16 protein-coding genes and 2 pseudogenes are annotated in these 18,676 nt (G+C 70.3%); 7 read left to right on the top strand and 11 right to left on the bottom strand.

Annotation, left to right across the window (positions count from 1 at the left end; genetic code table 11):
* Nucleotides 1-21: 21 nt before the first annotated feature.
* The 3 genes and pseudogenes from ACFW5B_RS03190 to ACFW5B_RS03180 all read right to left on the bottom strand — a co-directional run.
* Nucleotides 22-309, bottom strand: a pseudogene (locus tag ACFW5B_RS03190) (endo alpha-1,4 polygalactosaminidase); the annotation flags it as partial.
* A gap of 116 nt (nt 310-425) precedes the next feature.
* Entirely contained in the window at nt 426-1,100 is a 675-nt protein-coding gene (locus tag ACFW5B_RS03185) for a hypothetical protein (RefSeq protein ID WP_386432373.1), read from the bottom strand.
* Nucleotides 1,101-1,269: 169 nt separating this feature from the next.
* Nucleotides 1,270-1,860, bottom strand: coding sequence for a TetR/AcrR family transcriptional regulator (locus ACFW5B_RS03180; protein ID WP_386432370.1), 591 nt, complete (start codon nt 1,858-1,860; stop codon nt 1,270-1,272).
* Between the two features lie 61 nt (nt 1,861-1,921).
* On the opposite strand from ACFW5B_RS03180, the gene ACFW5B_RS03175 reads away from it, so the two are divergent.
* The 3 genes from ACFW5B_RS03175 to ACFW5B_RS03165 all read left to right on the top strand — a co-directional run bounded on the left by ACFW5B_RS03175 (nt 1,922) and on the right by ACFW5B_RS03165 (nt 4,362).
* Nucleotides 1,922-2,677: an alpha/beta fold hydrolase gene (locus ACFW5B_RS03175; RefSeq protein ID WP_386432367.1), complete on the top strand. Its 756-nt coding sequence runs from the start codon at nt 1,922-1,924 to the stop codon at nt 2,675-2,677.
* Nucleotides 2,674-3,144, top strand: a complete 471-nt coding sequence (locus ACFW5B_RS03170) for an SRPBCC family protein (RefSeq protein WP_386432364.1) — start codon at nt 2,674-2,676, stop codon at nt 3,142-3,144. The genes ACFW5B_RS03175 and ACFW5B_RS03170 overlap by 4 nt, the downstream gene beginning before the upstream one ends.
* A gap of 303 nt (nt 3,145-3,447) precedes the next feature.
* Entirely contained in the window at nt 3,448-4,362 is a 915-nt protein-coding gene (locus ACFW5B_RS03165; protein ID WP_386432361.1) for an MBL fold metallo-hydrolase, read from the top strand.
* An 86-nt stretch (nt 4,363-4,448) separates the two neighbouring features.
* Here the strand turns inward: ACFW5B_RS03165 and ACFW5B_RS03160 are convergent, their stop codons facing one another.
* Entirely contained in the window at nt 4,449-5,180 is a 732-nt protein-coding gene (locus ACFW5B_RS03160; RefSeq protein ID WP_386432358.1) for a class I SAM-dependent methyltransferase, read from the bottom strand.
* A gap of 429 nt (nt 5,181-5,609) precedes the next feature.
* On the opposite strand from ACFW5B_RS03160, the gene rho reads away from it, so the two are divergent.
* Nucleotides 5,610-6,710: a transcription termination factor Rho gene (gene rho / locus ACFW5B_RS03155; RefSeq protein ID WP_386432493.1), complete on the top strand. Its 1,101-nt coding sequence runs from the start codon at nt 5,610-5,612 to the stop codon at nt 6,708-6,710.
* 148 nt (nt 6,711-6,858) lie between these two features.
* Here rho and ACFW5B_RS03150 read toward each other — a convergent pair whose 3' ends face one another.
* Nucleotides 6,859-7,098, bottom strand: a complete 240-nt coding sequence (locus ACFW5B_RS03150) for a chaplin (protein WP_386432355.1) — start codon at nt 7,096-7,098, stop codon at nt 6,859-6,861.
* A gap of 204 nt (nt 7,099-7,302) precedes the next feature.
* A complete protein-coding gene (locus ACFW5B_RS03145; protein ID WP_386432352.1) occupies nt 7,303-9,009 on the bottom strand; it encodes a purine-cytosine permease family protein in 1,707 nt (568 codons plus the stop codon).
* A 291-nt stretch (nt 9,010-9,300) separates the two neighbouring features.
* Between ACFW5B_RS03145 and ACFW5B_RS03140 the strand changes: the two genes are divergently transcribed.
* Nucleotides 9,301-10,710 carry a tetratricopeptide repeat protein gene (locus ACFW5B_RS03140; protein ID WP_386432348.1) on the top strand — a complete coding sequence of 470 codons (1,410 nt, stop codon included), beginning with the start codon at nt 9,301-9,303 and terminating at the stop codon, nt 10,708-10,710.
* Nucleotides 10,711-10,761: 51 nt separating this feature from the next.
* Here the strand turns inward: ACFW5B_RS03140 and ACFW5B_RS03135 are convergent.
* Nucleotides 10,762-11,058, bottom strand: a pseudogene (locus tag ACFW5B_RS03135) (VOC family protein); the annotation flags it as partial.
* A gap of 199 nt (nt 11,059-11,257) precedes the next feature.
* Between ACFW5B_RS03135 and ACFW5B_RS03130 the strand changes: the two are divergent.
* A complete protein-coding gene (locus ACFW5B_RS03130; RefSeq protein WP_386432345.1) occupies nt 11,258-11,833 on the top strand; it encodes a hypothetical protein in 576 nt (191 codons plus the stop codon).
* Nucleotides 11,834-12,051: 218 nt separating this feature from the next.
* A complete protein-coding gene (locus tag ACFW5B_RS03125) occupies nt 12,052-14,313 on the top strand; it encodes a HelD family protein (RefSeq protein ID WP_386432342.1) in 2,262 nt (753 codons plus the stop codon).
* Nucleotides 14,314-14,328: 15 nt separating this feature from the next.
* Here ACFW5B_RS03125 and ACFW5B_RS03120 read toward each other — a convergent pair whose 3' ends face one another.
* From ACFW5B_RS03120 to ACFW5B_RS03105, 4 genes are all read right to left on the bottom strand, one after another.
* On the bottom strand, nt 14,329-14,883 hold the full coding sequence (locus ACFW5B_RS03120; RefSeq protein WP_386432339.1) for a GNAT family N-acetyltransferase: 555 nt from the start codon (nt 14,881-14,883) through the stop codon (nt 14,329-14,331).
* A gap of 145 nt (nt 14,884-15,028) precedes the next feature.
* Nucleotides 15,029-15,910: a carbohydrate ABC transporter permease gene (locus ACFW5B_RS03115; protein ID WP_386432336.1), complete on the bottom strand. Its 882-nt coding sequence runs from the start codon at nt 15,908-15,910 to the stop codon at nt 15,029-15,031.
* Nucleotides 15,907-17,313 carry an ABC transporter permease subunit gene (locus ACFW5B_RS03110; RefSeq protein WP_386432333.1) on the bottom strand — a complete coding sequence of 469 codons (1,407 nt, stop codon included), beginning with the start codon at nt 17,311-17,313 and terminating at the stop codon, nt 15,907-15,909. Before ACFW5B_RS03110 ends, ACFW5B_RS03115 begins: the two co-directional genes overlap by 4 nt.
* Before the next feature lie 18 nt (nt 17,314-17,331).
* Nucleotides 17,332-18,666: an ABC transporter substrate-binding protein gene (locus tag ACFW5B_RS03105; protein WP_386432330.1), complete on the bottom strand. Its 1,335-nt coding sequence runs from the start codon at nt 18,664-18,666 to the stop codon at nt 17,332-17,334.
* Between the last annotated feature and the right edge of the window lie 10 nt (nt 18,667-18,676).

Below are 18,676 nucleotides of genomic sequence, written 5' to 3'. Positions count from 1 at the left end.
AGCGCGCCCTTGGTGCCGGCCGGTGTTCTTCTGGGCGATGGCCAGATGACGCTGGTGGGCGCGGTGCGCCAGAAGCCGGGCGAAGGCCGCGGCGTGCCGGGCGGTGAGCCTGCCGTCGGAACGCTCGTAGGAGTCGAGGTTGTCGGGCTCCACGGCGTCGAAACCGGCCTTGGCGCAGCCGTCGATCCACGGGCCGACGATCTCCATGAGGGCCGCACGCTTGGCGGCGGTCGAGATGTCGAACAGCGGCTCGTCCCAGTCCTCGTCGATGACGGGGTCGCCGTGCGCGTCCCGCAGGAGCAGTTCCGGGGGTGCCTCCCGGTTCGTGGGAGCCGAGAGGCACTGTGGTCGGCGGCTGTGATCGTGCGGGCCCGTGCGGTTGCAGCGGGACCGCGCCCCCGTTCAGCTACGCGACTACGCCATGGTCAGCGCTTGACCATGAACGACTTGCCCTGATTGCTCTCCGCCGAGCAGGACTTCTTCTCCGCGGCGGTCATCTTGCGGGTCTTGACGGTCACCGCGTTGCTCTTTCCGTCCGTCCCGTTGGGCGCGGGCCCGGTGACGGTGTCCGGCACGTACCAGAAGTAGTGACCCCACTTCTGGTTGTCGTAGTGCGTCTGCCAGGTGCCGGAGACGGTCTGCATCACCTGTGCGCGGGAGATCCAGCCCACCTCGCCGGGCTTCACCGTCATGTTCATCGAGCTGTTCTCGGTGTGCGACGACGACCAGGTGTGGCTGTACGTCGCGGTGACGCTCAGGTCGATCAGCCCGGCGATGTTTCCGCCGGCCGTGACGGAGACCCCCGCCGAGTCCGTGGATCCCACGGTGTCGGACCAGCCCATGGACTGGGTGGCGTCCGAAGTGCTGCAGTTGTACAGGGAGTTGGAGACCTGTCGGAAGTCTCCGAGGTACGCCTCGCCGAGTTTCGGCTCGTTGAAACTGCACTTCCCTTCTCCCGAGGCGCAGTCGGCTATGAGCTGCTCCCGGGTGGGTCCGTCCTCCGCGGCGGCCGGCACGGTCATTGCCGCGACCAGCCCCAGTGACGCCGTGGTCAGCGCCATCAGCCGGCTTCCGTGGCGGATGATTCTGCTGTTTGCCATCGTGCTGTTACCTCTCGCCCAGCTTTGTGGAAGCGACGAGTCCAAGTGTGAGGTTCGTCGCTGTTACGTTTGAGACTGGTGTGAAATCTGTTTCAACTACACCAAGAATTGGCAAAGTTGTAGTTGATGCTGAAACAGACTCTTTAAGGGGATTGAACCGGAGGTTGCGTCAGGTTTGGTGGCGCGCTCCATCGAGGACGGTGCCGACGGCGCGCGCCACGAAATCCCGCTCCAGGGGGAGCCCGCGGAGCACGACCCGCATCCAGGTGGCCCCGGCCAGCAGATCCACCAGCAGCATGGTGTCGGCGTCCGCCGCGAGTTCACCGCGGGCGACGGCGCGATCGAAGACGGCCTGCTCCAGCGCGATCCGGTCGGCGAAGAACTCCCTTATGTGGAGCGCGAGTTCGGGGCTCTGGGTGACGGCGCCCAGTACGGAGACGGCGATGCCGCAGGCCGGTTGCGTGGTGAGGAGGGTCGTCACCGTCTGCAGCAGGGCCTCCAGGTCGCCTGTGAGGCTGCCGGTGTCGGGAGGGGTGAAGTCGAGTTGTCGCGCGCCGATCAGCGCGGCGCCCAGGAGCGCTCCCTTCGACGGCCACCAGCGGTAGATCGTGGTCTTGTTGACGCCGGACCGCTGGGCGACCCCCTCGATGGTCAGCCCCTCGTAGCCCTTCTCCGCCAGCAGGTCCAGCGTGGCGTCGAAGATCTCCTGCGCCTTCCGCGGGCCGTCACCGCGCCGTGTTCCGTGCCGCTCCTCGCTCATGAGGGAAGGTTAGCAGCAGAAACAACGCAACGTTGCGTTGCATTTGCGGTAGCGTGCCGGCATGGAGTCCAAAGAAGCCGGGCTGCCCATCGTCTTCGTGCACGGCATGCGCGTCAGCGGCACGATGTGGCAACCCGTGATCCAAGCCCTCGGAGTTCACCACCCCACGGCGGCACCCGACTTGCCGGGTCACGGCGTACGGCGCGGGGAGCCGTTCGGCATGCCCGGCGCCGTGGCGGCGGTCGACGACGCCCTCACCCAACTCGGCGGCCGTGCGCTGCTCGTGGGGCTGTCCCTGGGCGGCTATGTCGCCCTCGCCACCGCTGCCGCCCACCCGGACCGGGTCCTCGGGGTGGTGGCCATGGGGTGTACGGCGGCGCCACACGGGATGTTCGGCACTGCCTACCGCGGCGCGGCGCGGCTGGCGGCCAGGCATCCCGAGGGGTTCAACCGGCTCAGCGCCTTCGCGTTCCGTCGCGCACTGCCCCGCCCCCAGGCGGCCGCCATGATCGCGGGCGGCCTCAGCTCCGAGGCCGTACCCGCCATCGTCACGGCCGTACGGAAGTTGGACCCCCTGGCGGCGCTCTCCGCTTACCCGGGTCCGGTCTGGCTGGTCAACGGTGAACGTGACCACTTCCGCCGCCATGAACGCCGCTTCCTCCGCGCCTGCCGCGACGGCCGCCTCACCATCCGGCCGCGGTGCGGACACCTCACCGCCCTCGCCGATACGGCGGACCTCGCGCAGCACATCCGCGATGCCGCCGCGGTCGTCGCCGCCCGCGCACACGGTCCGAGGCCCCGGAGGGGGACGCGATGACCGGCCGGGTGTGGAGCGTGGAGGAATCCCTGGAGATCCCGGTCCCGCCGCGGACCGTCTACACGGCCCTCGCCGATGTCCGGCGGATGACGGAGTGGAGCCCGGAAGTCATCGCGGTGTGGCCGCGCGGGGACGGCTTCGTGGGCGTCAACCGGAAGGCCTGCTGGGTCTGGTTCGCCACCTGCCGGATCGTCATCGCCGAACCGGACCGGGAGTTCGCTTTCGACAACACCACCTTCGGTCTGCCCATCGCACGCTGGGGCTACCGACTGACCCCGACGGAGCGCGGCACGCTGGTCACCGAGTACTGGATCGACCACCGTCGCCGTGGCTGGCGACGCCGGACCGCCGAACTGCTGGGGCTGCTCTTCACCGGCACCCCGGCCGTCCGGCGCGCCGCGGTCAATCGCGCCGGTATGCGCACGACGCTTCGCCGGCTGCGTGCCGAGTGCCAGAGGGGCGTCTGAGGTCTGTGGGCCATCCTGTGTGCGGGCGGGAGTGGGGAGGGTGCCCCGGCCCCGCCCGCACACAAAGGGCCGAGAGGCCGTTCAGCGGGTAGTTCATAGGGGTACAAAACACCCCGTCGCGCGCGTCCGTTTCCCGGCCGGAAGAGACGTTCCAGCCGCAAAGCACAAGGTCTGCCCCTCTTCTGCTTTTGTCGTGGGGCGGGGTACTTCTGGTGACGGCGCAGTGTGCTGACGTCCCATCAGGAAGCTGGCCAGGACGCCTGCACAGGGCCCCCACAACGGACCAGGAAGGACGGAGCTGTCATGAGCAAGGACCACACACCCGAGGCGGCAGCCGGGAAGCGAACAGCCGAGGGCTGGTACGTCGATGCGCGCTGCACCAACTGCGATGTGGCCCGGCAGATGGCCCCCGATGTCATCCGTGAGCAGGACGGACAGGCGGAGGTGACCCGGCAGCCGAGCAGCGAGGCGGAGCGACAGCAGGTGTACGCGGCTGCCTTCTCCTGTCACACCCGGTCCATCCGCCACCCCGCACTGCGCCTCACCCGCGACCTCGACCCCTTCCCCCTCGCCCTCGACGACACCGTCCATCTCTGTGGGCACAACTCCCCTCACACGGCAGGGGCGAACGCCTATCTGCTGGGCCGTCCCGACGGCAGCACGATGATGATCGACACGCCCCGGTGGAGCGACGAACTGGCCTGCCGCTACGAGGCGTTGGGCCCCGTCACCGACGTCCTGCTCACCCACCGGGACCACGCCGCGCACGGCCGTCGCTACGCCGACCGGTTCGGCGCCCGGCTGTGGATCCACGAGGGCGACCTCGATGCCGCTCCGGACGCCGACCACATCCTCCGGGGCACCGAACCGGTCGAGATCGGCCCGGGGGTCACGGCCCATCCGCTGCCCGGCCACACCGAGGGCAGCGTGCTCTACCTCGCCGACGGGGTCTACTGCTTCAGCGGCGACAGCTTCTACTGGTCGCGCACCGCCGCCGACCTGGAGGTGGCGGCCAGCGTCACCTGGTACTCGATCACGGAACTGGCCGCTTCCCTGGCCCGGACGGCCGACCGGCTGCGCTTCGAGTGGGTGCTGCCCGGCCACGGCGACCGCAAGCGGCTCCCGGCCGAGGAGTTGTCCCGCCGCCTGACGCAGCTGACGGCCCGCACCCGCACACTTCAGCCGCAGCCCATCGACTTCACCGCCCTCCGCTGGTGACGAGGCCGGGGCCCGGCCCACGAGGAGGCTGCCTGCCCCGCCGGTTCAGACTGCCGACGCGGTGCTCGGCCCTATGACGGCGTCGCTCACGTGGCCCGGGTGGCCACCACCAGCCGGGCCCGGGGGCTGCCGTCGGGGCGCTGCCCGAGCTCCGGGAGTGCCTGCAGCCGCACGTCGAAACCGGCCCGCTGCAGCTCAGCGCGCACGTCGGCGAGCCGGAACGTGCGGTAGTACATGACGAAGTCCGGGCGCCACAGCGCATTGCGCACCCGCATCACCACATCGAAGCCCAGCAGCATCCAGTAGCCGGCCGACCCCGGCCGGGGGGGCGCCCCGATCGGGAAGACGAACCGGCCACCCGGGCGCAGCACGGAGTGGACCTGCGCGAACAGCCCCGGCCGCTCCCGCGGCAGGAAGTGCCCGAAGGCGCCGAAGCTCACCACGAGGTCGAAGGCCGGCCCGAAGGGGAGCGCCCGCGCATCCGCGCGCACCCACTCGACCCGTGGTGCGGCCGTGGTCACCCGCTCACGGGCCCGGCCCACGGAGAGCATCCCCGCACTGAGGTCGACCCCGGTGACCCGCTCCCGGCAGACCTGCCGCAGCACGTCCATGCCCGCGCCCGTTCCGCAGCAGAGATCGAGACCGCTGTCGAACGGGCCGAGCGCGTGCAGCGCCCGTGACACCGGCGTGAGCACCCGGTCCGGGGTGCGGAACGGCGTGTGGTCGAACTTCGGGGCGAGCAGGTCGTAGCCGCGCTCGACGGAGAGCAGCGCCTGGACGGCGAGTTCACGGAAGGTGGGTCCCTGGGGTGCGAACATCGCCCTCAGCATAGATCCGTTCCGTCGTCACGGCACCGCTCGCGCCCGGTGGTGGTACCGTGCTGAAGAGACGCACTTGTGTTCGCCGCGATTCCGGCTCCGGTGCCTCTTTCTCCGCTGCGCATCGCTTCGCGGATCGCTCTTCCCGCTGTCACGCCCGTCGTTCCGGCCGGCGATCCAGCACCGCTTTTCGGCACGTGCCATCCGCGATGCCGCAGCTTCTCTCTCCGGCCGCGGGCCTTCCGGCCCGCCGCGGGGCGTGATCCCACCGCCCTCCCTCGCCGGTTCCCTTCCCATCGGCCCTGTACCGACGTCCCCGAGAGGACACCCGTGACCACCAGCACTCAACTCGACCGCAGCAAGCCCACCGCCGGCGCCCCTTCCCGCAGCACCGCACCGCCCGCCGCCGGGCCCGCAACCTCACCCGTCATCACGGCCGCCGGGGTCCTGGACCTCGTGAACGAACGGCAGGAGTCCGGCTTTCTCCGTGTGGAGGGCTGTCTTCCCTCGCCCCGCGACGTCCGGGTGCCCGCCGCGCTGATCCGTGCGGCGGGCCTGCGCACCGGCGACTTCGTCGTAGGGGTCTGCGACCGCCCGCGGACGCTCGCCCGGGCCGAGACGGTCAACGGGCACCGGCCGGGCGCCGTGCGCGGCCGACCGCACTTCCGGGACCTCACACCGCTGCACCCCCGCGACCGAATCCGCCTGGACAGCGCCACCGGCGGACCGGCCCCGCGGATCGTCGACCTGCTGGCGCCGGTCGGCAAGGGGCAGCGCGGGCTGATCGTGGCACCGCCGAAGACGGGGAAGACCGTGCTGCTGCAACAGCTCGCGGCCGCCGTCGCCGAGAACCACCCCGAATGCCGGCTGATGGTCGTGCTGATCGACGAACGGCCGGAGGAAGTCACCGAGATGCGCCGTTCGGTGCGCGGTGAGGTACTCGCCTCCACCTTCGACCGTCCGGCCAAGGAACACATCGCCCTAGCCGAACTGGCCGTGGCGCGCGCCAAACGACTCGTCGAGCACGGGCAGGACGTCGTCATCCTGCTCGACTCCCTCACCAGGCTGTGCCGGGCCCACAACAACGCCGCCACATCCGGGGGCCGCACGCTGAGCGGAGGCGTCGACGCCGCCGCGCTGCACGGCCCCAAGCGGCTCTTCGGCGCGGCGCGGCTCGCCGAGGAGGGCGGTTCGCTGACCATCCTCGCCACGGCCCTGGTGGAGACCGGCTCCCGCGCCGACGACTACTACTTCGAGGAGTTGAAGAGCACCGGGAACATGGAGCTCCGCCTGGACCGGGTGCTCGCCGGCAAGCGGATCCACCCGGCGGTCGATGCCGTCTCCTCCGGCACCCGGCGGGAGGAACTGCTGCTTTCCCCGGCCGAGTTGACGGCGACACGTCGACTGCGCCGCGCCCTCCAGGCCGGCGACGGACCGGCCACGATGCAGTCGCTGCTGGAGAAGGTCCGGCGTACGCCTGACAACGCGACGCTGCTGCGGCAGCTGTCACACCCTGCCCCGGGTGCCTGACCGGTGTACCGCCCCCGTGCTCTTCCTTCCCGCTGAGGCCCACCGTTCCGTCCCATGAGAAGTGGCCCCCGGAGAATCCCGAGGGCCACTTCGGCCGGCTCCGGCCGGGACGGCGGCTCGTCCTGGACGGCCGTGCGCCGGTCCGGCGTCAGTCGGTCCCGCAGGGGACGCCGACGGCGGGGTTGAACACCCCGATGATGCTGATGGTGTTGCCGCAGGCCTGGACCGGAATCTGGATCGGGATCTGGATGTTGTTGCCGGACACCACCCCGGGTGAGTCGAGAGCCGCGCCCCCGGCGCCGCTGTCGGCACCGGCGAAACCCGCACCGCCGAGCACGAGGGCGCAGGCACCCGCGGTTACCAGAGCGCTCTTGATCCGGTGAGCCATCGGTCGGTCTCCTAACTGGTGGAGGAACGGCGGCCCATGGCGTCGCGGTCCCGTTGACCGCTGTGCGCCACGGCTGTGAGCCGCCCGTACAACGCTGTCGTTCCCCACCGGCTCCCACTCCAGAGACACCAGCCACGAAGAGCAGACCTTTAGGTGATATGGCCGCACGTGTTGACGCCCGGCCGGGACGGGGCCGTCGCTGCCTCAGCTCCGTTCCGCGGGCAGCAGATGTGCGCCGGCCCGGTCGGTGCTCAGGCACAGGGAGCAGACCGTCCCGCCGTGGCCGGGGCAGGCGGTGAGGTCCGGGCGCTCGAAGTCCTGCCCGCACACATGGCAGGGGAACGTGGCCGAGCTGGGGTTGCCGTCCGGCTCCAGCAGCGGAGCGTCGATCCCGTCGGAGGTGCGCCGCAAGTAGAACCTGCCCCTGGTCGCGATGGCCATCAGCGGGGTGACCACGAAGGCGATCACCGCCGCCGCCACCGGGGAGTACGGCTGGAGCGTGTCACCCAGGGCATGGAAGTACAGGGCGATCGACAGCCCGGACGCGGCGAGGAAGGCCACCACGCCCACCGGATTGACCGCGTGCAGCATGCCGCGGCGGAACTCCGGTGCCTGCGGGGAGAGTTTCAGCAGGTACTTGTTGACCATGATGTCGGTGGCGACGGTGACGATCCAGGCAATGGCGCAGTTGGAGTAGAACCCGAGGATGCTGTTGAGGACGCGGAACATGTCCGCCTCCATCAGGAGCAGCGCGAAGGCCAGATTGGCGAGGACGAACACCATCCGGCCGGGGTAGCGCTTGGTGACCCGGGTGAACGAGTTCGTCCACGCCAGCGAGCCGGAGTAGGCGTTGGTGACATTGATCTTGATCTGGCTGATCACCACCAGAACCACCGCCAGCGGGATGACCAGCCAGGACGGCATCATGGCGGCGAAGGCCCCGGTGAACTGCCGAATGGGTTCGGTGGCCGCGGCCGGGCCCACCTCGGCAAGGACATACACGGCCAGGAAGACCCCGATGGCCTGCTTGAGCGCGCCGAGCACCACCCACCCGGGACCGGCCAGCACGACGGCCGTCCACCAGGCCCGCTTGTTCCGCTCGGTCCTGGGCGGCATGAAGCGCAGATAGTCGACCTGCTCACCGATCTGCGCGATCAGCGACAGGCATACGCCCGCGCCGAGCAGCACCGAGGCGGCGTCGATGCCACCGTCGCCGCCCTGCGAGCCCGTATACGAGAGGAAGGTGTGCACCGTACCGGGCTCGGTGGCGACCAGATGGACCAGCGGGCCCACCATCAGCAGCAGCCAGACCGGAGTCGTCCAGACCTGAAGCTTGCTCAGCGCCTTCATCCCGTAGATGACGAGAGGGATCACCAGCAACGTCGAGAGCGCATAGCCCAGCCACAGGGGCAGACCGAAGCCCAGCTTCAGGCCCTGAGCCATGATCGAGCCTTCGAGGGCGAAGAAGATGAAGGTGAAGCTGGCGAAGATGACGCTCGTCAGCACCGAGCCGTAGTAGCCGAATCCGGAGCCCCTGGTGATCAGGTCCAGGTCGATGTTGTAGCGCGCCCCGTAGTAGGCGAGGGGGAAGCCGGTCACGAAGATGACGACCGCGGCGACGAGGATCGCGGCCAGCGCGTTCCCGGTGCCGTGCGTGAGCCCGATGCCCGCACCGATCGAGAAGTCGGCCATGTACGCGATGCCGCCGAGCGCCGTCGTCGCCACGACCATCGGTGTCCACCGGCGGTAACTGCGCGGGGCGAAGCGGAGGGTGTAGTCCTCCAGGGTCTCGTCGGCCGCACGGCCGGCGGGCGCGGGGGCCTCGGTGGGCGGGGGGCCCACGGCGGGCACCTCGTCGCGCGGTGACCGCCGATCGTTGTCGGGGGCGGTCAACTGTGGCTCGACACTCATGCCGGACCTCCTGAGGATGCAAGGGAAAGCGGTGCCGTATCCCGCCCGCGGCGGGGGAGGGCGGGTCCCGCGCGGCGGCGTTGGCGGGGAGATTAGGCAGCGTGTGTTTCCCGCGGCGTCGTCCCAGATGAACCGGACGTTTCCGCCGTGGCTCCGGCCGTGAAGCGGGTAAGGATAGGAACCCGGCGGACAGGAGGACAGGTGGACCGGCGGCCCGGACGAAAGTGACCGGGCTGACTGACTAACCGTCACCTCCGCGCCCCGTACCGCACTCAGCCCGCAGGAGCCCCCATGACAGCGGACCGACACGGACATCTGATGAGTGACACCGGCGCCGAGGCCCTTGTCCCGTACGAACAGGCGCTGGACGACCTGCTGTTCTTCCGGCCCACGGTCGCCACGGCCGCGCAGTCGGTACTGGCCGCCGCGCCGCGGTCGGTGATGGGGCAGGCGCTGGCCGCGTATCTGGGCGTACTGGGGACCGAGGAGAAGGACGCGGCCGCGGCACGCGACGGCCTGGCACGCTTCCGCTCCGGTCTTGACACGGAGCGGCTGACGCCCCGGGAGCGGATGCACCTCGCGGCGGCGACGGCATGGCTGGACGGCGACCTCCACGGCGCCGGCCGCATCCTCGGTGACCTCACCATCGCCCACCCGCGCGATGCGCTGGCCCTCTTCGCCGGGCATCAGCACGACTTCCTCACCGGGGACGCCGCCCGCCTCCGCGACCGGGTCGGCGGCGCCCTGGACGCCTGGGACGAGGACGATCCCCATCGCGGTCCGCTGCTCGGCATGTACGCGTTCGGACTGGAGGAGTCGGGACACCACGAACGTGCCGAGGAGGTCGGCCTGGCGGCGCTGGCGCGGCATCCGGGCGATGTGTGGGGAATCCACGGCGTGGTGCACACCTATGAGATGCGGGGGCGCTTCACGGACGGCATCCGCTTCCTCGACGCCCGCACAGACAACTGGTCACACGGCAGCCTGCTCACGGTCCACAACTGGTGGCACTACGCCCTCTTCACCCTGGAGACCGGCGACACGGCGCGCGTGATGGAGATCTATGACTCCGCGCTCCACCACGATGCCTCGGAAAGCGTGGCGATGGAACTGCTCGACGCCGCGGCCCTGTTGTGGCGGCTCTATCTGGCCGAGGACGAACAGAGCGCACGGTGGTCCCGGCTCGCCGACGCCTGGGAGAGCCGCCACGACGGCCCGCACTACGCCTTCAACGACGCGCACGCGGTCATGGCCTACGTCGGTTCGGGGCGGCTCGCCCTCGCCGAGCGCCTCGTCCAGGACCGGGAACGCTGGGTGGCGGCCGAACCCAGCGGATCGAACCGCGCGATGACGGCCGAGATCGGACTACCGGTCTGCCGTGCCCTGATCGCCTATGGACGGCGTGACTACGACGGGGCCGCCGACCTGCTGCTGCCCGTCCGCCACCGGCTGCACCGCTTCGGAGGCAGCCATGCCCAACGGGACGCGATCCAGCGGACCCTGGTCGAGGCGGCCCTTCGCGCCGGCCGCACCGAGCTGGCCCGGACGCTGCTCAGCGAACGCATCCAGCTGCGCCCGGTCTGCCCGTACAACTGGTCGGCCAAGGCCCGCCTGGCCGACCAGCTCGGCGACCCGGTACGCGCCGCGGCCGCCCGCGAGCGCGCCGCCGCACAGGCGACGGCGCGCGTGCGACCTGCATGACGCCGGACGGCGGGCCGCGGGCGCACCTGGAGGTGCATCGCCCGCCAGAGGGCGGACGGTCATCTCCTTGGTCCCGTAATGGGTGTCCTCGAACGGCGTGACCACCCCGACGACGGGATCGGCACGGAACGCGTCCGCGTCCGGAACTTTCAGCACGATCTGCGTCCGGGGCTCCCGGTCCTCGGGAACCTCGGCGATGAACAGGTGGGGACCGTCGCCGTTGCGGAGCCGGCCGGAGTTGTGGTCCGTCGCGAACTCCAGCTCGTACCCCAGCTCCTGGAAGAACTTTGCCGCCTTGCCCCAGTTGCGCGTCGTCAGGAACACGGCCTCGATACCTTCGGTCGTCATGTCAGCTCGCCTTCGTGGGTGACTGCCCGCGCGGGGGCTCTCGCGGGTGACCGCCGGTGCGGCGTCGGGCGCGCAGCACTCCGGTTTCGCGACAACGTGACACTTTCCTCGGCCAAAAGCGGGCCGGCGCACAACGCCTTCGCCCCCGCGCCCGTCCTACCGCACGCATCTGTACACAGCGTTTCTCTGGAGGTAAGTCATGCGACGGTTGGGGACAGCGGCCGCGGCGCTCGTGCTGGCGGGCGCCGGGGTGGCGGGCACGGCCGGGGTGGCCGGGGCCGCGACCGGCCCGGAGGGTAAGGCCGCCCCGGCCACGACCTGTTCGACCGTCTGGGGCAGCGGCAACAAATCGGCCACGGACGCGAACGCCGCGCCGCTGAAGAACATCACGACCGGCCGGAACGCCTGCTACGACCGCATGGTCTTCGACATCGGCCGGGCGGCCGGAAAGGTCGGCTACCACGTCGGTTATGTCGACGCGTTCCATCAGGACGGCTCCGGCGAGAAGATACCGGTGAAAGGCGGCGCCATCCTGCAGGTCTTTGTGTCCGCGCCCAGCCACGACCCGGTGACCGGAAAGCAGACCTACGCCGGAACGGCCGGCAAGTCGCTGCCCGGGGTGAACCTCGCCGGCTACCGCACGTTCAAGGACACCAAATTCGGGGCGAGCTTCGAAGGGCAGACCCAGATCGGTCTGGGTGTGCGCGCCAAGCTGCCGTTCCGGGTGCAGCAGTCGGGGCACGAGCTGATCGTGGATGTCGCCCACACCTGGTGATCAGGCGCCCGTGAAGGACCGTCCGGTGTCGCTCGGCCTGACGGCGTGAGCTGACACCGGCGGCTTTCCCGTGCGCTTCCGCCGGGTGCGAAAAGAAATACCCCGGACCGAGTTGACGGCCGGGGTATTTCTTTGCGTATATTGGGGGCTTCTGTGCCTTGAAGAAATTCAGAACAGAAACTCACCTACATACCGCACCTTATCCGAGCGGAGCTGAATTGTCAAACGAGGAATGGCAGCACGAGCAGGAATTCATCGATCTGCTCCACGACCGCCTCACCGAACTACGGGACCTGGCCGAGGCAACGGTGCACGCCGCCGTCCTGCCGCCGGAAGGTAACCATGCCCAGATGCGACTGGAGCGCAATGTGCTGGTCGCCGAGCAGTCCGGCCTGCTCGCCGCCTTCAACGCCGGGGAAAATGGCCTGTGTTTCGGTCGGCTGGCATTCCGCGACGGCCGCGATCACCACATCGGCCGGATCGGCATCCGGAAGGACGACCCGGACCGCACCCCGCTCGTCATCGACTGGCGGGCCGACGTCGCCCGCCCGTTCTACCTGGCCACCGGGCACACCCCGATGGGGCTGCGCCGCCGGCGGCACATCACGACCGAGGGCCGGCGGGTCACCGGCCTGCACGACGAGATCATGGACCTCGCCGACGCCGTACGGACCGGACACGAGGGCACCGACGCGGACGCGGTCCTGCTCGCCGCACTCGACGCGGCGCGCACCGGACGGATGCACGACATCGTGCAGACCATCCAGGCCGAACAGGACGCCATCATCCGGGCCCCGCACCACGGCATCCTCGTCGTGGAAGGCGGCCCCGGCACCGGCAAGACCGTCGTCGCGCTCCACCGTGCCGCCTATCTGCTCTATGCACACCGGGAACAGCTGGCCCGCCGCGCCGTGCTGATCGTCGGGCCGAACCCGGCGTTCCTCGGCTATATCGCGGAGGTGCTGCCCTCGCTCGGCGAGACGGGCGTCCTGCTCGCCACACCGGGCGAACTCTTCCCGGGGCTGACCGCGACCGGTACCGACACCCCCGAAGCCGCCGAGGTCAAAGGCAGTACCGCGATGGCCGAAGCGCTCGCGGCGGCCGTCCGGGACCGGCAGGCCGTGCCCGATGACGTGATCGAGATCGACCACGAGGACGGTGCACTGCGGCTGGACGCGGAGATGGCGCGGGAAGCGCGGCGCCGGGCACGGGAGACCGGGCTGCCGCACAACCTCGCCCGACCGCACTTCGCCTTCCGCGTCATCGACGCGCTCACCGCGCAACTGGTCGACCGGCTCGGCGCGGACCCTTTCGGCGGCCCGAATTTCCTCGGCCCGGACGATGTGGCCCAGCTGGGCAAGGCGATCGCCACCAGCGCCGAAGTGCACCACGCCATCGACGCGTTGTGGCCCGCGCTCACCCCGGAGCAGCTGGTCGCCGACTTCCTCGCCGACCCCGTCCACCTCCCGGACGCCGACGCGGACGCCATCCGGCGGACGGACGGCGCCTGGACCCCGGCGGACGTGCCCCTGCTGGACGAGGCGGCCGAACTCCTGGGTGAGGACACCTCGGCGGCCCGCGCCGCCGCCGAGGCGGAGCGCCAGGAGCTGATCGACTACGCCCAGGGCGTGCTCGACCTCTCCTACGGCTCCCGCACCCAGGAGTTCGAGGACCGCGACGACGAGGAGTCGGAGGTGCTGGCCGCGCACGACCTGGTGGACGCGGAGTCGCTCGCCGACCGGCACGAGGAGGCCGACCACCGCAGCGCCGCCGAACGCGCCGCGGCCGACCGGACCTGGGCGTTCGGCCACATCATCGTGGACGAGGCACAGGAGCTGTCCGCGATGATGTGGCGGCTGCTGATGCGCCGTTGCCCGACCCGTTCGATGACGCTGGTCGGCGATCCGGCACAGACCGCCGAGCCCGGCGGCTGCGGATCGTGGGAGGCGGTGCTCGCGCCGTACGTGGACGACCGCTGGGAGCATGTCCGGCTCGGCGTCAACTACCGTACGCCGACCGAGATCATGGAGGTCGCGGCGCGGGTGCCGCGGTCCGCCGATCCGTCCTTCGCGCCGCCGCGCTCGATCCGCTCCACCGGGGTGCGCCCGTGGGCGCACCGCACCGACGACCTCGCGCGGGTGGTCGCCGAGGCGGTTGCGGGGGAGCGCCACCAGGAGGGGCGGCTCGCGGTGATCGCCCCGCTCGCCCATCACGAGGCGCTGGCCGCCGCCCTCCCGGCCGTGTCCGCCGGAGCCGCCCCGGATCTGACCAGTCCGGTGGTCCTGCTCGGCCCGCGGCAGGCCAAGGGGCTGGAATTCGACTCGGTGCTCGTGGTGGAGCCGGCAAAGTTCGGTACGAGCGATCTGTATGTCGCGCTCACCCGGGCCACCCAACGGCTGGGCGTGATCCACACGCAGCCGCTGCCGGCCGGGCTGGAGACCCTGGCCCCCACCGGCTCCCCGGCCCCGTCGCTTCCCTGACGGCGCGGGCCGGCGTCACCCCCGCTCGACGGCCCGCCACGCCTCCGCGGAGATCCGGTACAGCACGTTCCGGCGGAGCGGGCCGCCGGGTGCGTCGGGGTTGTCGAAGTCGTCGGCGGGGTCGCGGGTCATGCCGAGGCGGCGCATCACCGCCTGCGAGCGGAGGTTGGTGGTGGTCGTCACCGCCAGGATCTCCGGCAGGCCGAGGGCGGTGAAGCCGAAGGCCAGGGCGGCCTCGCCGGCCTCGGTGGCATAGCCCTGCCCCCAGGCCGAACGGGCCAGCCGCCAGCCGGCCTCCACACCGGTGAACGGCATGTCCTCGTCCACCGGGTCCAGACCGGTGAACCCGATGAACTCGCCGGTGGCGCGCACTTCGAGCGCCCACCATCCCCAGCCGCGGTCGGCGATATCGGCCTGGAAGCGCGCGACGGACGCCGCGCTCCGCTCCGGCGTGAGCACATCCGGGAAGTGCGCCCGCACCTCCGGATCGGCGTTCATCGCGGCCCAGGGGCCGAGGTCGGTCTCCCGCCATGCACGGAGCAGCAGGCGCGCGGTACGTAGTTCGGACATCGCGCCAACCTAGTCCGTGCACGGACCGGGGACGAGCGAATAATGCGGCGTTCCCGGGCGAGGTACGGCGGTACGGCGCGGCGCGCGACACGATGATCCGTGCCGCGCGCCGTCCCCTCCTGCACCGGTCCCTTGCCCGGACCGGCTATTTGACCGAACCGGCCATGATGCCCTGGACGAAGTGCCGTTGGAACGCGAAGAACACGATCAGCGGCACGATCAGGGACAGAAAGGCACCGGGCGCCAGCACCCCGATGTTGCTGCCGAACTGCCGCATCTGCGACTGGAGGGCCACCGTCAGCGGCTGTGACTCGTTGTCGGCGAAGAGCAGGGCGACCAGCATGTCGTTCCAGACCCACAGGAACTGGAAGATGGCGAGGCTGGCGATGGCGGGCCGGCCCAGCGGCAGCACCAGCTGGGAGAAGATCCGCCACTCCCCGCCCCCGTCCATCCGGGCCGCCTCCAGCATCTCCTTGGGAATCTCCGCGAAATAGTTGCGCAGCAGGAAGATGGCGAACGGCAGCCCGTAGGCGGTGTGGAAGAGCACCACACCGGGAATCGAGCCGAACAGCCCGAGCGCGCCGAACAGCTTGGCCACCGGCAGCAGCCCGATCTGCACCGGCACCACCAGCATCGCGACCACCACCAGGAAGACCCAGTCCCGGCCCGGGAAGTCCATCCAGGCGAAGGCGTACCCGGCCAGCGCGGCGATCACCACGACGGCCACGGTGGTGGGCACCGAGATCAGCACCGTGTTCCAGAAGGCCTGGACGATGCCGGAATCCTTGAGCAGCGAGGCGTAGTTGTCGAGCGACAGCTGACCGGGCGTGGTGAGCGCGGTCCACCAGCCGCTGCTCGCGTTCGCCTCCTCCGTACGCAGCGAGGAGAGGAAGAGCCCGGCGGCAGGCGTGAGCCAGATCAGACCGATGACGAGCAGGAACGCCTGGATCACGCCGCGGCTGAGCCACTTCACCGGCCCGGTACGCGTTCGCCGGCCGGACGCGGGGGTTCCGTGGACGGTGGTCATGACTGGCTCCTGCGGAAACGTCGGATGTTGAGGGCCATGGCCGGGACCACCAGGAGCAGCAGCAGGACACCGAGCGCGCTGCCGAGTCCCTGGTTGTTGCCGCCGCCGAAGGAGACCAGCCACATCTGCAGGGCCAGGACATTGGCGTCCTGCTGTACGGGACCGGGGGCGATGATGTAGACGAGGTCGAAGACCTTCATCACATTGATCACCATCGTCACGAACACCACGCCCAGGACCGGGCCGAGCAGCGGAACGGTGATCCGGCGGAAGACCTGCCATTCGTTGGCCCCGTCCATCCGGGCGGCCTCCAGGACGTCCCGCGGCATCGAGGAGAGCCCGGCGCCGATGAGGACGAGCGCGAAGCCGGTCCAGATCCACATGTAGGCGCCGATGATGGCGGGGGTGATGAGGGCCGGACCGAGCCAGGAGACGCCCCCGTACGGCGGGGCGAAGTCCTTCGCGGGGAGCTGGACGGTGTACGAGCCGGGCGCCAGACCGGCCAGGCGGTAGGAGCCGTCCGGTGCGGTGGTCGCGGTGGCGACGACCTTGCCGTGGGAGTCGACCGCCTCGACCGCGAGCCGGGGCAGTCCACGCTCAGCGCGGTCCACCCGGCCGGGCTTGCCGCCCCCGCCCGGGGTGAAGTCGAGGTAGACCACCCCGCGCAGTTCCCCGTCGGCGGCCGGGGAGTTGGCGGCCGGTGCGGCGGGCCGGGCCTTGGACGGCATGTCCTTGGGCGCGACGCCGACCAGACCGAGGTTGACGGTGTTCCCGGGCCCGGTGCGGTGCGTCGTGCGGTAGGAGCCGTCATGGCCCTTGGTCAGCTGCTTGTCGCCGAAGCGCACCTTGGCGGTGGGGAAGGACGTGGACTTCCCCTGGACGCTGTCGTGGATGCCGACCGTGACCGCGTTGAGCACCCCGCGCTGCGGGTCCTGCTCGTAGGCGAGACGGAAGATGATGCCGGCGGCGAGGAAGGAGATCGCCATGGGCATGAACATCAGCAGCTTGAACGCCGTCTTCCACCGGATCTTCTCGGTGAGGACGGCGAGCACCAGACCGAGTCCGGTCAGCAGCGCGGGGGCGAAGACGACCCAGATCGCACTGTTGCGGATGGCCCGGAGCGTGGCGGGGTCCTGGAACATCGCGGTGTAGTTGTCGGCGCCGACGAAGGTGTCCCCCGAGGCGTCGTACAGGCTGCGGATGACCGAGAACACGATGGGGTACGCGACGAGCGCGCCCAGCAGCAACAGCGCGGGGAACAGGAAGACCGCGGCGATCTGACGGCGGCGCCGGACCGCGCGCCGCACGGGTGCGCCGGCCCTGCTGCCGGGTGTGCCGCCCGGGGGGTGGGGCGCGGTGCCGCGCGACGTGGCGGGCGGCACCGCGGGAGTGGTCACAGGCATGGGATCGGGCCTTGGTCCTTACTTTCCGTACGCCTTGGCGGCGGCGGCCTCGAGCTTGCGGGCCGTGGCCTCGGGGTCCGAGGGGTCGCGCAGGAAGTCCTGGAGCAGCTTCCACTCGCCGGCCCCCTGGGTGCCGCCGAAGGCCGCGGGGGCCTGGTCGGACATGTCGAAGCGGACGGAGTTCCCGGCGTCGGTCAGCGACTGGGCGGCCTTGCGGGTGACCTCGTCGTGGTAAGCGCCCGCGGGCACCTTCTTGTTGGGTGAGATGTAGCCGCCGGCCTTCGCCCACACGCCGGAGGCCTCGGGCGTGGCCAGGTACTTCACCAGCTCCATCGCGGCCTTCTGATGCTTTCCGGCCTTGAGCACCACGGCGGCGTCACCACCGCTGACCACCGGCGCCTTGCCGCCGTCGACCGCCGGGAAGGGGAAGAACTTGGCGTCCTTGCCGACCTGCTTGTGGAGTTCATCGGTGATCAGGGCGCTGACGAAGTCCCCCTCGTAGACCATGGCGGCCCCCGGCTCCGGGCCGAAGACCTGCTGGACCGACTCCGGGAAGTCGGTGCGCAGGGCTCCCGAACCGCCGCCGGCCACCAGGTTCTTGTCGCCGAAGAGCTTGCCCAGCGCGGTGAGCGCCTTGACCACACTGGGGTCCGTCCACGGGATCTTGTGGGCGGCGAGCTTGTCGTACTTCTCCTGCCCGGCCTGGGAGAGGTAGATGTTCTCGAACCAGTCGGTGAGCGGCCAGCCGGCCTCGCCCGCGACGGAGAACCCCGGCACACCCGAGTCGGAGAGCGTACGGCCCGACTTCAGCATCTCCTGGTACGTCTTCGCGGGCTCGACGCCGGCCTGCGAAAACGCCTCCGGGCTGTACCAGACCGTCGACTTGTGCGAGGCCTTGAAGTACAGGCCGTAGTAGGTCTTGTCGACCGTGCCGTAGTCCTTCCAGACCTTCGCGAAGTTCTTGTCGGCCTCGGCGCCGACCTCCGCCGAGAGGGGCTTGAGCCAGCCCTTCTTGGCGAACTGCTGGAGCACGCCGACCTGCGGCACCATCACCACATCGGGGGCGTTGCCGCCCTCGACCTGGCTGCCGATCACCGTGGAGACGTTGTCGCCGGTGGAGGAGAAGGTGACCTTCGCACCGGTCTTCTCGGAGAACGCGTCCAGGACCTTCTTGAAGTTCTGCTGTTCCACACCGGTCCAGACACCGGCCACGGTGATGCTCTCACCGCTCAGTTCCTGCTTGCCGCCCCCGGCGGAGACCCCGCCGCCGCAGGCGGTGGCGGAGAGCGTCAGGCCGAGCACGGCCGCACCGGACAGGGCGGCTCGGGTGTGTCGTACTGCGGGTCGTCTCATCGTGGGATTC

The sequence above is a fragment of the Streptomyces sp. NPDC058773 genome (assembly GCF_042746015.1).
GTDB lineage: Bacteria > Actinomycetota > Actinomycetes > Streptomycetales > Streptomycetaceae > Streptomyces.
The sequence above is the reverse complement of the archived record's forward strand: the minus strand, read 5'-3'. Positions and strand labels throughout refer to the sequence as shown.